General features: G+C 65.8%; 14 protein-coding genes. 6 read left to right on the top strand and 8 right to left on the bottom strand.

All coding sequences use genetic code 11. The features are described from left to right. Positions 1-36 precede the first annotated feature (36 nt). Positions 37-885 (bottom strand): isocitrate lyase/PEP mutase family protein, encoded by an 849-nt coding sequence (locus tag V3B48_RS08825; RefSeq protein WP_049398866.1) that lies wholly within the window; start codon positions 883-885, stop codon positions 37-39. A gap of 108 nt (positions 886-993) precedes the next feature. Between V3B48_RS08825 and V3B48_RS08820 the strand changes: the two genes are divergently transcribed. Further along, positions 994-1,890: a LysR family transcriptional regulator gene (locus tag V3B48_RS08820; protein WP_329893552.1), complete on the top strand. Its 897-nt coding sequence runs from the start codon at positions 994-996 to the stop codon at positions 1,888-1,890. Here V3B48_RS08820 and V3B48_RS08815 read toward each other — a convergent pair. Then, complete coding sequence (locus V3B48_RS08815) at positions 1,878-2,930, bottom strand: sensor domain-containing diguanylate cyclase (protein ID WP_032127639.1); 1,053 nt, start codon at positions 2,928-2,930, stop codon at positions 1,878-1,880. The two genes, V3B48_RS08820 and V3B48_RS08815, sit on opposite strands and share 13 nt — an antisense overlap. 104 nt (positions 2,931-3,034) lie before the next feature. Next, entirely contained in the window at positions 3,035-4,042 is a 1,008-nt protein-coding gene (locus V3B48_RS08810; protein ID WP_049422751.1) for a LacI family DNA-binding transcriptional regulator, read from the bottom strand. A 95-nt stretch (positions 4,043-4,137) separates the two neighbouring features. On the opposite strand from V3B48_RS08810, the gene V3B48_RS08805 reads away from it, so the two are divergent. From V3B48_RS08805 to V3B48_RS08785, 5 genes are read left to right on the top strand one after another with little or no spacing between them, the layout of a single operon-like run. Next, on the top strand, positions 4,138-5,190 hold the full coding sequence (locus tag V3B48_RS08805; RefSeq protein ID WP_182267408.1) for a sugar phosphate isomerase/epimerase family protein: 1,053 nt from the start codon (positions 4,138-4,140) through the stop codon (positions 5,188-5,190). Between the two features lie 27 nt (positions 5,191-5,217). Then, positions 5,218-6,435, top strand: a complete 1,218-nt coding sequence (locus V3B48_RS08800; protein ID WP_134950930.1) for a nucleoside permease — start codon at positions 5,218-5,220, stop codon at positions 6,433-6,435. A gap of 12 nt (positions 6,436-6,447) precedes the next feature. Next, positions 6,448-7,572: a Gfo/Idh/MocA family oxidoreductase gene (locus V3B48_RS08795; protein WP_329893551.1), complete on the top strand. Its 1,125-nt coding sequence runs from the start codon at positions 6,448-6,450 to the stop codon at positions 7,570-7,572. A 19-nt stretch (positions 7,573-7,591) separates the two neighbouring features. After that, positions 7,592-8,455: a sugar phosphate isomerase/epimerase gene (locus tag V3B48_RS08790; RefSeq protein WP_329893550.1), complete on the top strand. Its 864-nt coding sequence runs from the start codon at positions 7,592-7,594 to the stop codon at positions 8,453-8,455. Positions 8,456-8,473: 18 nt separating this feature from the next. Beyond that, positions 8,474-8,770, top strand: coding sequence for a cytochrome c (locus V3B48_RS08785; RefSeq protein ID WP_329893549.1), 297 nt, complete (start codon positions 8,474-8,476; stop codon positions 8,768-8,770). A gap of 30 nt (positions 8,771-8,800) precedes the next feature. Here V3B48_RS08785 and V3B48_RS08780 read toward each other — a convergent pair whose 3' ends face one another. The 5 genes from V3B48_RS08780 to V3B48_RS08760 form a co-directional block, all read right to left on the bottom strand. After that, a complete protein-coding gene (locus V3B48_RS08780) occupies positions 8,801-9,544 on the bottom strand; it encodes a DUF1080 domain-containing protein (protein WP_232528269.1) in 744 nt (247 codons plus the stop codon). Between the two features lie 14 nt (positions 9,545-9,558). Then, the gene (locus V3B48_RS08775; protein WP_049422744.1) at positions 9,559-10,134 is read right to left on the bottom strand and encodes a gluconate 2-dehydrogenase subunit 3 family protein; all 576 of its coding nucleotides are present in this window, start codon (positions 10,132-10,134) and stop codon (positions 9,559-9,561) included. Continuing rightward, positions 10,134-11,819 (bottom strand): GMC family oxidoreductase, encoded by a 1,686-nt coding sequence (locus V3B48_RS08770; protein WP_329893548.1) that lies wholly within the window; start codon positions 11,817-11,819, stop codon positions 10,134-10,136. The genes V3B48_RS08775 and V3B48_RS08770 overlap by 1 nt, the downstream gene beginning before the upstream one ends. 27 nt (positions 11,820-11,846) lie before the next feature. Continuing rightward, positions 11,847-12,743: a TIM barrel protein gene (locus V3B48_RS08765; RefSeq protein ID WP_329893547.1), complete on the bottom strand. Its 897-nt coding sequence runs from the start codon at positions 12,741-12,743 to the stop codon at positions 11,847-11,849. Between the two features lie 201 nt (positions 12,744-12,944). After that, complete coding sequence (locus tag V3B48_RS08760) at positions 12,945-13,514, bottom strand: single-stranded DNA-binding protein (protein ID WP_329893546.1); 570 nt, start codon at positions 13,512-13,514, stop codon at positions 12,945-12,947. Positions 13,515-13,528 lie beyond the last annotated feature (14 nt).

The raw sequence follows: 13,528 nt of genomic DNA, 5'->3' as shown, positions 1-13,528 counted from the left end.
TCTCCGTCCATCGGCACGTCCGCAATCACGCCCGGATCACACCCGGTCCAGTGCCAGATACCGCGCCGTGCGCACGATCGTCTCACGCTCGCCGAAGCTGGCCAGCTCGCCGGCAACACGCCCGCTGTCGCCAGTCGCTGCGATCTCCTGCAGGGTGCGCTGCATGGCCCGGATCGCAGCGCGCTGCAGGTCAGAGGGAATGATCACCAGCCGGTAATCGAGTTCGGCCAGCCGCGCCACCGGCACTAGCGGCGTCTTGCCGCTGTGGAACATGTTGATCAGCTTCGGCCCGGGAACCTGCTGCGAAATCACCTCGATCTGCTCCAGCGTTTCCGGTGCCTCGACGAAGATCATGTCCGCGCCCGCGTCCACATAGGCCTGCGCCCGTTCGATCGCCGCATCCAGGCCTTCGCAGGCGATGGCATCGGTACGCGCGATGATCATCAACTCCGGGTCGATCCGCGACTGGCAGGCGACACGGATCTTCGTGCACATCTCGCCCGCGTCGACCAGCGTCTTGTCATCCAGGTGTCCGCAGCGCTTGGGGAAGGCCTGGTCCTCGATATGCAGGGCGGCAACCCCTGCCCTTTCGAACGCGCGCACCGTGCGTTCAACATTCGCGGTGCCGCCGAAGCCGGTGTCAGCGTCGGCGATCACCGGCAGATCGCAGGCATCGACGATCCGTTCAACCTGCGCAAGCACTTCGCTGAGGCCGAGCAGGCCGATGTCCGGCACGCCGGCCGAACGTGCGATGGCGCCGCCGCTGGCATAGACCGCATCGAAGCCGGCCAGCTCCACCAGGCGTGCCGACAATCCATCGAATGCACCTGGCGCAATCACGCTGCCCTGGCGGAGCAGATCGCGCAACTGACGTGTCTTTTTCATGTGGTCTCCCTTGTCGTTGGACATCTGCCGTGGGATACCGATGATGTTGCCGCCAGCGGCGACCGTCCAATACCGTGTTCGTACAGCACCAGAACGTTTGAGGTTCCAATGGAACTGCGGCACCTGCGCTACTTCGTCATGACTGCCCAGCTGCAGAGCTTCACCAAGGCCGCCGAGGCCCTGCATATCGCCCAGCCGCCGCTCGGGCAGCAGATCCGCGCCTTGGAGGAAGAGATCGGCACACCGCTGTTCCACCGGCAGGGACGCGGCATCGTGCTCAGCGATGCTGGCCAGGTATTCTGGAAAGCCGCGGAGGACATCCTCGCGCGCGTCGACCAGGCCAAGGAGGAGGCGTTGCGCGCCGCACGCGGCGAGGTCGGTACGTTGACATTGGGGCTGACCGAATCGGCGACCTACAACGAGGCGGTCACCGCGCTGATGCGCAGCTTCCAGCGGGCACATCCGGCGGTGCAGGTGCAGCTGGTCGAAGATGGCAGTGAATCGCTGGTCCGGCGCCTCGATGATGGCGAGCTCGATGCAGTGATCGTGCGCCCGCCGTTTTCCGATACCGGTGAACGGATGACACAGCAACTCAGTGCCGAGCCACTGGTGGCAGTACTGCCGGCCGATCACCCGTTGGCGTGCCGGACGAGCATCGCGCTGATCGAGCTGCGCGACGAGCGCTTCATCCTGTTCTCGCGGAAATCGGGCCAGGGCCTGAGTGCAGACGTCGTCGCTGCCTGCCGCAGCCAGGGCTTTGCGCCTACCATCCAGCAGGAAGCGCCGCAGGTGGCTTCGGCGATCAACCTTGCCGCTGCCGGCCTGGGCATCGCCATCGTGCCGGCCTCGATGCAGAGCATGCACCGCAGCGGCCTGGCTTTTGTTGCGCTGGAACTGGGCATGCCGACCACTACGCTGCAGTTGGCGGTGCGCTGCAAGCCTCCGGCGACGGCCGCCCAGCTGCTGGCCTGCGCCAGAGACCTGGCAACACCTCATTCGCCATAGCTGGCGTTGTTCTTGCCCTGGCGCTTGGCGTGGTACAGCGCGCGGTCGGCCAGTGCCAGCCAGTCCTCGACGCTGCCACCGCGCGGCGTCGCCGCGATTCCGATGCTGACGCTGAACTCGATGCCCGGGGTTGCCTGCCGTGCTGCCTCCAGAAGTTGCAGCCGAACCCGCTCTGCCACATGCATCGCATCGACGGGCGCACAGTCCTGCAGCAGCACGACGAACTCGTCGCCTCCCAGACGCGCAGGGGTATCGCCGGGCCGGGCGAAGGCACGCAAGGTGGAGGCGATATGGCGCAGCACTTCGTCCCCGGCGCGATGACCGTGCGAGTCATTGATGCGCTTGAAGTCATCCACATCAAGCATCAGCAGGCAGGCAAAACCACCCTGCCCCTGCGCCTTGTCCAGTGCCTGCTGCGCACGGACGATCAGGAAGCCGCGGTTGGCCAGCTCCACCAGCGGGTCCATGCGGCTCAGCCGCTTCAACTGGCGGTTCTGCGATTTCACCCGCCGCGCCAGCTGCCAGCTGAGGATGCTGAGGCCGATGCCGTAGACGAACAGGAACGGCACGCTGAGCACGATCGTGCGCTGCGATGACACCGGCTGGTAAGGAAACCCGAGCCCCCACCAGGTGAGCGCGAATCCCGCTACCAGTGCCAGTGTGGCCCGTACCGCCAGCTTCACCCCACCGGCGGCGATCTTGTCGGCGACCAGCAGCGCGGCGAACAACGCACTGGGTACCACGCTGAGCCCCATGAAGGCGATCCAGCCACCGCCAAAGAAGGAATCAACCACCATGCAACGGAACTGGACCACCGCAGGCTGCCGTGAGCGCTGGGTCAGCACCAGCGCGAGCGCCGGCCAGGCCAGCGCGTTGAGCAGCAGCAACACCCAGGCCCACGGGCCGTCCTGACGTTCAAGAATGATCGAGGCGATGGGAATCGCGCCCAGCCCATTGCCCACGAAGCGCATCCAGCCGATGCGACGTGCCGCGCCGATGCCTTCGACCGCGACTTCCGTCGAGTCCGTCAAGAACGGCATTGCCGACCCCCTTGCGCGATCGCACGCCCTTGCCGGGCGGCCTCTGGTGAGTCTGACAGCTCTGCGTCAATTCGGGATCAAGGATTCACGGCGGTTACCCTGCCTCACCCACGCCTGGGTGGCGCCGTTGAACCCCGCAGCATCAGGCTGAAATCCAGCGTCTGCTGCAGCGGCACATCCATGTGCTCGATGATGGCAAGCAGCAGGTTGACCGCGCGCTCACCGATCTCCCGCATCGGTTGCCGGATGGTGGTCAACGGCGGCGTGAGGTAGCGGGAAGATGCCAGATCATCGAAGCCGACGATGGACAGGTCCTCCGGCACGCGGATGCCCAGATCGCGGCAGGCCGCCAGGGTGCCCAGCGCCATCTGATCGCTGAAACAGAAGATCGCCGTTGGCGCAGACATGCCGTCCAGCAGCGCCATGGCAGCCGCATGGCCGGATTCCACCGAAAAGTCACCCGGCACGATGTTCAGCTGGCGCAGGCGTCCACGCGCCTTGCCAGCCGCCCGCACCCCTTCCAGCCGTTGCTGGTGCAGCGGATTGTCCGGCGGTCCGCCGACCACGGCGATCCGCTCGTGTCCCAGCCCATACAGATGTTCCATCACCACGCGCGCGGCCGCGGCGTTATCGATATGGACGCTGGGAATGCCCAGTGCGGGGTCGAACTCGCAGCCGTTGATCACCGGCGCGGCGGCACCGCGCTGCTGGACGATCTCGCGCGCCGTGGGCGGCAGGCGGTGCCCCAGCACGATCATGCCGTCGGCCTCGTTGCGCCGGAGCATCTGCGCATAGCGCTCCTCGCGGTCGGGTTGATGCTGGGTATCGCCGAGCAGAACCGCATAGCCGACCGCCTGTGCGGCGTCCTCCGCCCCCTGCAGGATCTGCGCGAAGAACGGATTTGCGATGTCCGGGACGGTGACCAGGATCTTGCCGCTGCGTTGGGTCTTGAGCGTGCGGGCCACCGTGTTGGGCACATAGCCCAGTGCGGCGGCAGCCTGCTCGATACGCGCGCGGGTAGCCGGCAGCACTTTGTCCGGCCGGGAAAGCGCCCGCGACACCGTGCCTGCGGAGACGCCGACGTGCTTTGCGATGTCGTAGATGGTGGCCATGGCGTTAGTTCTCCTGTCTGCTGTGCAGTGCACAACAGGTCCTGCGTGAGCCCCTGCTAGGATAATGCAATCGATTGCATCGAGGGCGAATCACGTTGAAGACGCTCAAGGGTCCAGCGCTGTTCCTGGCGCAGTTCATCGGCGACACAGCTCCTTTTGATCGGCTGGACACGCTGGCCGGATGGGCCGCGGGTCTGGGCTATTCTGGCGTACAAGTCCCCACCGGCGCGCCCCACCTGTTCGATCTGGCCGAGGCCGCGCGCAGCCAGGCGTACTGCGACGACGTCGCCGGCATGCTGGCCGGTCATGGCGTGCAGATCACCGAGCTGTCCACCCATCTGCAGGGGCAGCTGGTCGCGGTGCATCCGGCCTACGACAGCCTGTTCGACGGATTCGCGCCGGCGGACAAGCGCGGCGATCCGGCTGCCCGCCAGGCTTGGGCAGTCGAGCAGCTTCTGCTGGCCGCCAAAGCCAGCCAGCGCCTGGGGCTGACCGCGCATGCCACGTTCTCCGGCGCATTGGCCTGGCCCTACTTCTATCCCTGGCCGCAGCGCCCACCGGGACTGGTGGAGGAAGCCTTCGCCGAACTCGGCCGCCGCTGGCGCCCGATCCTCGATGCGTTCGACGCCTGCGGCGTGGACCTGTGCTTCGAGATCCACCCCGGCGAGGACCTGCACGATGGCGCGACCTTCGAGCGCTTCCTCGATGTGGTGGACCATCACCCCCGCGCCAAGATCCTGTACGACCCGAGCCACCTGCTGCTGCAGCAGATGGACTACCTGGGTTTCATCGACCGTTACCACGCGCGCATCGGCATCTTCCACGTCAAGGACGCGGAGTATCGCGCCAGCGCGAGCAGCGGCGTGTATGGCGGCTACCAGGACTGGATCGATCGTCCGGGCCGGTTCCGTTCGCCCGGTGACGGCCAGATCGACTTCAAGGCGATCTTCTCCAAGTTCGCCCAGTACGACTTCCCCGGATGGGCGGTACTGGAATGGGAGTGCTGCCTGAAGCACCCGGAGGACGGCGCACGCGAAGGTGCCGCCTTCATCCGCGACCACATCATCCGGGTGACCGAGCGCGCCTTCGATGACTTTGCCGACAGTGGCACGGACGCCGCATCACTGCACCGCATGCTGGGAATCTGAGCCATTACCGCCCCGGGAGGGCAAGCCATGTCGCACGCCATGTCGCGCTTGGGCGCGATGATGTTTCTGCAGTTCTTCATCTGGGGAGCGTGGTTCGTGACCCTCGGGACGTATCTGGTGCAGGGCCCGCTGCAGGCCAGCGCCAGCCAGGTGGCCACCGCCTTCCTCAGCCAGTCGATCGGCGCGATCGTGGCGCCGTTCCTGGTCGGCCTGATCGCCGATCGCTACTTCGCCGCGCAGCGCATCCTCGCGGTGCTGCACCTGGCCGGCGCGGTACTGATGTGGCTGGCGTCCACCGCCACCAGCTTCAGTATGTTCTCGGCCTGCGTGATGGGCTACATGCTGCTGTTCATGCCCACGCTGGCACTGGCCAACAGCGTGGCGATGCGGCACATGCAGTCGCCCGAGAAACAGTTCCCGCTGGTACGTGTGGCCGGCAGCATCGGCTGGATCGTAGCGGGCGTGCTGATCGGCTGGCTGGGCTGGGAACAGGCGCATCGTCTGGAGCTGACCTTCCAGATGGCGGCGGTGGCCTCGCTGGCGCTGGGCCTGTATGCCTTCACCCTGCCGCACACGCCGCCACTGGCACAGCAGCGCGATGCCGGGCTGGGGCAGATCCTCGGGCTGGATTCATTGCGGCTGCTGAAGTCGCGTGCCTACCTGGTGTTCTTCCTGGCGTCCATCGCCATCTGCATCCCGCTGTCGTTCTACTACAACTTCACCAATCCATATCTCAACGACCTGGGCGTGCGCGGCGCCGCAGGCCTGCAGTCGCTGGGCCAGGTTTCCGAGGTGCTGCTGATGCTGGCCATGCCGTTCCTGTTCGTTCGCCTTGGCGTCAAGACGATGCTGGCGGTCGGCATGGCGGCCTGGGTGGTGCGCTACGTCCTGTTCGCCTTCGGCGATGCGGGCAGCGGCTTCTCGCTGCTGGTGATCGGCATCGTGCTGCACGGCATCTGCTACGACTTCTTCTTCGTCACCGGCCAGATCTACACCGATGCCCATGCCGGCCCCGCCGTGCGCAGCAGCGCGCAGGGCTTCATCACCCTGGCCACGTACGGCGTGGGCATGCTGATCGGCACCTTCCTGTCCGGCGCGGTGGTGGAGCACTTCACCACCGAAGCCGGCCCCGACTGGCAGCAGATATGGCTGTTCCCGGCCGCTGTCGCGCTGGTGGTGCTGATCGCCTTCCTGCTGCTGTTCCGCGACCGGCCCGCCGTCGCCGCCGCATCTTCCACACCCTGAGGATTCGAGCCGATGCCAACGCTTGGAATCGCCATCGTCGGCGCCGGCATGATCGGCGCCGTGCACCGCCGTGCGGCCTTGCTCGCCGGTGCCGAGGTACGCGGCGTTGCCGCTTCGTCAGCGCAGCGCGCGCGTGAGATGGCGCAGCTGTGGAATGTCCCGCGCGCCTATCGGGATATCGAAGAGGTGATCGCCGATCCGCAGGTGCAGGTCGTGCATGTCTGCACGCCCAACCATCTGCACCGCGCGATGGCGCAGGCCGCACTGGAAGCCGGCAAGCACGTGATCTGCGAGAAACCGCTGGCGACCACGCTGGACGATGCGCAGGCGCTGGCGGCGCTGGCCACGTCGAACGGACTCGTCGCCACGGTCCCCTTCGTCTACCGCTACCACCCGGTGGTGCGCGAGGCACGCGCACGCATCGCCGAAGGCGATCTGGGGCCGCTGCACCTGATCCACGGCAGCTACCTGCAGGACTGGCTGCTGGACCCTGCCAGCAACAACTGGCGCGTGGACCCGGCGTTGGGTGGCGCATCGCGCGTATTCGCCGACATCGGCTCGCACTGGTGCGACCTGGTGGAATGGGTCAGCGGCGAACGCTTCGCCGAGGTCAGCGCGGTGTTCTCTACGGTCATCGCCGAGCGCGGCGCCGTCAGCGGGCAGAGCTTCAGCACGCCAACCGCGGCCAGCGCAATGCAGGCGGTAACGAGCGAGGACGTGGCTGCGGCGATGTTCAGGACCGGCGCCGGTACGCTGGCATCTCTGACGGTCAGCCAGGTCTCGGCCGGACGCCACAACCGCCTCTGGTTCGAGATCGACGGTGCCAACGCCAGTGTGGCCTTCAACCAGGAGGATGCCGAGCGCCTGTGGATCGGCCTGCCCGACCAGCGCGAGGAGATCTTCGTGCGCGGACCGGGCGCCGGCGGTGCCGAACAGCGCCGGCTGTCGGTGTTGCCGGCCGGCCACGCGCAGGGCTACGCCCAGTGCTTCGAAGCGTTTGTCGCCGACACCTATCGCGCCATCGAGGGCGAGCGGCCGCAGGGCCTGCCCACCTTCGAGGACGGCCTGCGCTCGGCGCAGATCGTCGATCGTGTCATTGCATCAGCCAGGTCGCGTGCCTGGACCACCATCGGTTGAAACCCGGGAGGATCTGTTGATGAAAGCCCTTGTCCATGGAACTGCAAGCCTCATTCTGCTGCTCGCTGCCCTGCCCGCTTTTGCAGTCGAAGCTGTCAGCACGCAGAAGCCGATCGCGGTACAGATGTACACCCTGCGCGATGCCGGCTCGCTCGAGCAGCAGCTGAAGATCGTCCACGACGCTGGCGTCCATGCGGTGGAAACGGTCGGCACGCAGAACACCAGCGCCGCCGAGCTCAAGCAGCTGCTGGACCGGTATTCGATCAAGGCAATTTCATCGCATGTGCCGCTGGCCGAGCTGCGCAGCAACCTGGATGGGGTGGTGACCTTCAACCGGTCGATCGGCAACACGACGCTGGTGGTGCCGTACCTGGACAAGAAGGATCGCCCGGGCGATGCCGCCGGCTGGACCGCCCTGGGCCAGGAACTGGGCCGCATCGCAAAGCAGGTGCGCGGCAAGGGCATGCGCCTGGCCTACCACAACCACGACTTCGAACTGGCCGACTTCGACGGCAGGACCGGACTGGAGCTGCTGTTCGCCGCCGCCGGTCCAGACCTGCAGACCGAGCTGGACCTGGCCTGGGTCGCGCGTGCAGGCCTGGACCCGGCAGTGATGCTGGCAAAGTTCCGCGGCCACGTGTTCGCGGTACACGCCAAGGACAATGCACCGAAGGGCCAGGCCCAGGACGAAGGCGGATTCGCCGCGGTGGGCCAGGGCGTGCTGGACTGGAACGCGATCCTGCCTGCTGCGGCAGCCGCCGGCGTGCATTGGTACATCATCGAGCACGACCAGCCACGCGATCCGGCCAGGATCATCCAGACCGGTGCGGACTATCTGCGTGAACACCTGACCACGAATGCGCCTGCCCATGCGCAGCGCTGACGCATCAAGGAGCCCCACATGAAAATGATCCTGGCAATGGCCGTGGCCCTGGGCGGCATGAGCGTTGCGACAGCAGCATGGTGCAAGGACGATCCGGCTGCGGGTGCAAAGCTCTACACCGCGAACTGCTTGGCCTGCCATGGTGTGGATCGTGCGGGCATGCCGGGCGCATTCCCGGCGCTCACCGACATCGGCAAGCGCATGGCACCCGCACAGATCAAGGAAAAGATCAGCAAGGGCGGTGGGCTGATGCCGCCCTTCTCCCAGCTGTCACAGCAGGAGATCAACGACATCGCCAGCTACCTGGCGAAGTAAGCGGCCGGCGACCACGCTGGCCGCGTGCCCCTACAGCTCGCGCACCCAGATGTTGCGGTAGCTGACCCTGGAGTCATGTTCCTGCAGATAGAGCGGCGCACACGCATGCGGCGCGTAGGAAGGCGCGCCGATGTACTCGGTCTTGCCCGCCAGCACAGTGTCGTCCTGCACCAGCACGCCGTTGTGCAGCACCGTGATGCGCGCGGGCGACACAAGCCCACCGCCCTGCGAGAAGCGCGGCGCCTTCCAGAGGATGTCGTAGGCCTGCCACTCACCTGGTGCGCGCGAGGCGTTCACCAACGGCATGGCCTGCTTGTAGATCGAGCCCGCCTGGCCATTGGCATAGGTCGGGTTGTTGTAGCTGTCGAGCACCTGCAGCTCATACAGCTCCTGCAGGAAGATGCCGCTGTTGCCGCGGTTCTGCCCGTCGAAGCCCTTCGTGTCGGTAGGCGTGCGCCACTCGACATGCAGCTGGACGTCGCAGAAGCGTTGCCTGGTGCGAATGCCCTTGCTGCCGGGCACGACGGTCATGGCGCCATCGGCAACCTTCCAGGGCACGCCTCCGCCCTGCTCCGACTCCCACGCGGAGACATCCTTGCCATCGAACAGCACGATTGCGTCGGACGGGGCCCTGCCTGGCGGCGTGGCCACGGTCGCAGGCACCGGCGTCCACACCTCGGTCTTCTTCGGGTCGCGCGCGGCGTCGGCACCGTTCTGCGCGAACACGGGTGCGGCGGCCAGCACGGTGGCCGCGATCAGCAGCGGCTTGATCATCCTGTTGCGCTCCATCAGCTGGTCCCCCAGGCGGGCGTGCCGGGAACATAGGCAAGATCGCCGTCGTAGCGCCCCGGCACGGCGACGTACTGCAGCACCCCGGTCGCGCCGACCTTCGAGGTGAAGAAGCCAAAGATGGCCAGCTGCTTGAGCATCGTGAAGTAGTGCGGCATCGCCTCGCCCTCTTCAGGCGTACCGGTCTCGGTGACCTCGGCCGTGTGTGATTTTGCTTCCGCATCCAGCGTGCGCAGCAATTCGGTGCGGGCTTCCGGCGCGAGCGACACGAAGCGGCCACCGGCGCGCTTGTCGATATCGGCCAGCCCTGCGCGGAAGGTCGCCTGCTGCCGGGCGGTGTAGCAGTCGCTGACGAAGGTCGCCATGAACAGACCAGCGCCCGCGTCTTTCGCCCCTGGTGTCCGGGTCCGCGGCAGGATGGTCTCGGCGATCTCGTCCAGCGTGGCGACGTCGGTATCGGAGAAATGAATCTTGGTAGCGCCCGCCGGCGCCTGACCCTGCGCAAGGGCAGGCAATCCAACCATGGCCGCACCGGTGGCGGCGACGATCATCTTCAACAGCTCGCGGCGATCCATCACAGGTTCCCCGCTTTCAGTTCGCGCACGGCGTGGTCGGCCGCGCGCGCGGTCAGCGCCATGTAGGTCAACGAAGGATTCACGCAGGCGCTGGAGGTCATGCAGGCACCGTCGGTCACATAGACATTGGGTGCATCCCAGACCTGGTTGTGCTGGTTCAGCACCGAGCTCTTCCGATCACGTCCCATGCGCGCGGTCCCCATTTCGTGGATGCCCTTGCCCGGGGCGTAATCGTTGTCGTGCATCTTCACGTCCTTGACGCCGGCCGCCTCCAGCATCTCGGCGGCATCGGCGGCCATGTCCTTTCGCATCGCCAGTTCGTTGGCACGCATGGCAACGTCCATCGCCAGCACCGGCAGACCCCACTTGTCCTTGCGGTCGCGGTCCAGGCGGATCGTGTTGTCGTGGTGCGGCAGCATTTCACCGAACCCGGTCATGCCGATGCGCCAGTCACCGGGCACGGTCAGCGCCTCCTTCAGATCGGCACCGATGTTCAGCTCGGCGATCTCGCGCGACCAGCCGGTGCGGCTGGCACCGCCCTGGTAGCCGAACCCGCGCAGGTAGCCGCGCTTGTCGGTCGCGACGTTGCGGAAACGCGGAATGTAGAAGCCGCAGGGACGACGACCGAAGTAGTACTTGTCTTCGTAGCCCTCGACCCGACCCGAGGCACCTGCACCGAAATGATGATCCATCACGTTGTGCCCGAGCTCGCCCGACGATGAGCCCAGCCCGCCGTCCCAGACGTCGGTAGCCGAGTTCATCAGCAGCCAGGTCGAGTTGAACGACGATGCGTTGAGGAAGATGACCTTGGCCGTGTACTGGTAGGTCTGGCCGGTTTCGGCATCGATGACCTCCACACCGCGGGCACGCTTGCGGTCCTTGTCGTAGAGCACTTCCTTGACGATCGAGAACGGCCGCAAGGTCAGGTTGCCGGTCTTCATCGCCGCTGGCAGCGTCGCCGCCTGGGTCGAGAAGTAGGCACCGAAGGGGCAGCCCAGGATGCACTTGTTGCGGTACTGGCAGTTGACGCGGCCCTGTTCTGGCATGGGCTTTGTGATGTTGGCAGTGCGCGAGTGGATCATGTGCCGGGTGCCGCCGAATGCCTTTTTGATCCGTGCGGCCACGTCCTTCTCGACGATGTTCAACGGGATCGGCGGCAGGAACTCGCCATCCGGCAACACGTCCAGCCCTTCGCGCGTACCAGCGATACCTGCGAATTTCTCCACGTAGTCGTACCACGGCGCGATATCGGCGTAGCGGATGGGCCAATCGGCTGCGATGCCGTCCTTGAGATTCGCCTCGAAGTCCAGGTCGGAGAAGCGATAGCTCTGCCGGCCCCATAACAATGAGCGGCCGCCGACGTGATAGCCGCGGAACCAATCGAAGCGCTTGGTCTCGACGTAGGGCGAGTCCTGTTCGTTGGCCCACATCCCTTCCAGGTTCTCGGCCAGGCCATAGTCGCGCATCAGCACCGGGAAGTCGGCCTTCATCGCCTGCGTTGGCCGGTTTCGGTGCGGGAAGTCCCACGCCTCCTTCATCGCGTTGACGTAGTCCTTGACGTGCTCGATGTTGCGTCCGCGTTCCAGCATCAGGACCTTCAGGCCCTTTTCGGTCAGCTCCTTCGCTGCCCAACCGCCACTGATTCCCGAGCCAACAACAATGGCGTCGTAGTGATTATCTGCCATGGGTTTCTCACCTGGGTGGATATCGTTTCAGACGTCGCAGAGGCGGATTGCCTCGCGCAATGAGCCAACGGGATCGGGCGCTGCAGGCATGAACTCCTGCGCCAGATATCCCTTGAAACCGGTGTCGCGGATCGCGCGGCAGATGGCCGGATAGTGGAGCTCCTGCTGGTCTCCGATCTCGTTCCGGCCGGGCACGCCTGCGGTGTGGTAATGCTTGAAGCAGGCGTGATGCTTGCCGATGGTGGCGATGATGTCGCCCTCCATGATCTGCATGTGGTAGATGTCGTAGAGCAGGCCGAAGTTGTCCGAGCCGAGCCGCTGGCACAGCTCCACGCCCCAGGCCGAGTGGTCGCACAGGTAGTCGCGATGATCGACCTTGGAATTCAGCAGTTCCATCACCAGCACCACCCCGCGCTTCTCGGCATGCCCGAGGATGCGCTTGAGGCCGGCCTCGGCATTGGCCATGCCTTCGGCGGGGTCCATGCCGTTGCGATTACCGGAGAAGCAGATCAGGTTGCGGTAGCCGGCGTCAGCCACCAGGTCGATGTGCTGCGTGTAGCGCTCCACCAGCTGGTCGTGGAATTCGCGGCCGGCAAAGCCCTTGGTCAGGCCCAGCTCTGCGCCGTTGCACATCGAGCTGTACACGCCATTCGCCTTCAGGGTGGGCCAGTCCTCCGGGCCGACCAGGTCGATCGCGGCAAAGCCGATGTCCTTCACCGTCGCGCAGAGCTGGGCGACGGACAGCTGCGGGAAGGTCCAGCGGGCGACAGAATGCTTCAGGTTGCCCTTGAGCGGCGCCGTGGCGGCGAATGCGGGCAGCGTACCCGCAGTACCCAGAGCTACGCCTCCAGCAACCGCCATGCGCAACGCATCGCGCCGCGTGAGGCCCGTCGCCGGGGCCGGTCTGATCGAATGGATGGACATCCACCTGCCGGCCTCCCAACCGGTATCAAACGCAACGATTCACAGCAATGCAATCGATTGCACCATAGGGGAGGAAATTGTCTGTTTGCAAGTCGCGGTGCACGAAAACCGATGCTGCGGGGCACAACTCCGAAGGGATTCCGGATAAAGAAAAGCCCCGCATGAGCGGGGCTTTCTTTTCTGCTGCGAACGAGCGTTCGATCAGAACGGAATATCGTCGTCAGCGAAGTCATCCATCGGCGGCGCCTGCTGCGGCTGCGGACGCTGGTTGCCACCCTGGTTGCCGTAACCGCCGCCCTGATTGCCGCCCTGGTTGCCATAGCCACCGCCGTGGCCGCCGCGCTGGCCACCGCCACCGCCGCCGTACTCCTGGCGCGGCGCCTGCTGGCGCTGCGGACGGTCGCCGCCGTAGTTGCCACCGCCACCGCCGCCGTCACCACGGCCGCCCAGCATCTGCATTTCATCGGCAACGATGTCGGTGGAGTACTTCTCCACGCCGTCCTGGCCGGTGTACTTGTCGTAGCGCAGGCTGCCTTCGACGTAGACCGAGCTGCCCTTGCGCAGGTACTCGCCGGCGATCTCGCCGAGCTTGCCGAAGAACACCACGCGGTGCCATTCGGTACGTTCCTGCTGGTTGCCATCCTTGTCCTTGCGGACGCTGGTGGTGGCCAGGCTGATGCGGGTGATCGCCATGCCGCTCTGGGTGTACTTCACGTCCGGGTCGTTGCCGAGGTTGCCGACCAGGATGACTTTGTTGATGCCGCGCGCCATAGGTAAGTGATTCC

The organism is Stenotrophomonas sp. SMYL20, assembly GCF_036320045.1.
In the GTDB taxonomy this organism is placed as follows: domain Bacteria; phylum Pseudomonadota; class Gammaproteobacteria; order Xanthomonadales; family Xanthomonadaceae; genus Stenotrophomonas; species Stenotrophomonas maltophilia_A.
This window is presented reverse-complemented; position numbering and strand designations above follow the sequence as displayed.

Excerpts from the sequence above, each read along its gene's own strand:
- V3B48_RS08825 (WP_049398866.1), bottom strand. The coding sequence starts at position 885 with ATGAAAAAGACACGTCAGTTGCGCGATCTGCTCCGCCAGGGCAGCGTG.
- V3B48_RS08820 (WP_329893552.1), top strand. The coding sequence starts at position 994 with ATGGAACTGCGGCACCTGCGCTACTTCGTCATGACTGCCCAGCTGCAG.
- V3B48_RS08815 (WP_032127639.1), bottom strand. The coding sequence starts at position 2,930 with ATGCCGTTCTTGACGGACTCGACGGAAGTCGCGGTCGAAGGCATCGGC.
- V3B48_RS08810 (WP_049422751.1), bottom strand. The coding sequence starts at position 4,042 with ATGGCCACCATCTACGACATCGCAAAGCACGTCGGCGTCTCCGCAGGC.
- V3B48_RS08800 (WP_134950930.1), top strand. The coding sequence starts at position 5,218 with ATGTCGCACGCCATGTCGCGCTTGGGCGCGATGATGTTTCTGCAGTTC.
- V3B48_RS08795 (WP_329893551.1), top strand. The coding sequence starts at position 6,448 with ATGCCAACGCTTGGAATCGCCATCGTCGGCGCCGGCATGATCGGCGCC.
- V3B48_RS08790 (WP_329893550.1), top strand. The coding sequence starts at position 7,592 with ATGAAAGCCCTTGTCCATGGAACTGCAAGCCTCATTCTGCTGCTCGCT.
- V3B48_RS08785 (WP_329893549.1), top strand. The coding sequence starts at position 8,474 with ATGAAAATGATCCTGGCAATGGCCGTGGCCCTGGGCGGCATGAGCGTT.
- V3B48_RS08780 (WP_232528269.1), bottom strand. The coding sequence starts at position 9,544 with ATGATCAAGCCGCTGCTGATCGCGGCCACCGTGCTGGCCGCCGCACCC.
- V3B48_RS08775 (WP_049422744.1), bottom strand. The coding sequence starts at position 10,134 with ATGGATCGCCGCGAGCTGTTGAAGATGATCGTCGCCGCCACCGGTGCG.
- V3B48_RS08770 (WP_329893548.1), bottom strand. The coding sequence starts at position 11,819 with ATGGCAGATAATCACTACGACGCCATTGTTGTTGGCTCGGGAATCAGT.
- V3B48_RS08765 (WP_329893547.1), bottom strand. The coding sequence starts at position 12,743 with ATGTCCATCCATTCGATCAGACCGGCCCCGGCGACGGGCCTCACGCGG.
- V3B48_RS08760 (WP_329893546.1), bottom strand. The coding sequence starts at position 13,514 with ATGGCGCGCGGCATCAACAAAGTCATCCTGGTCGGCAACCTCGGCAAC.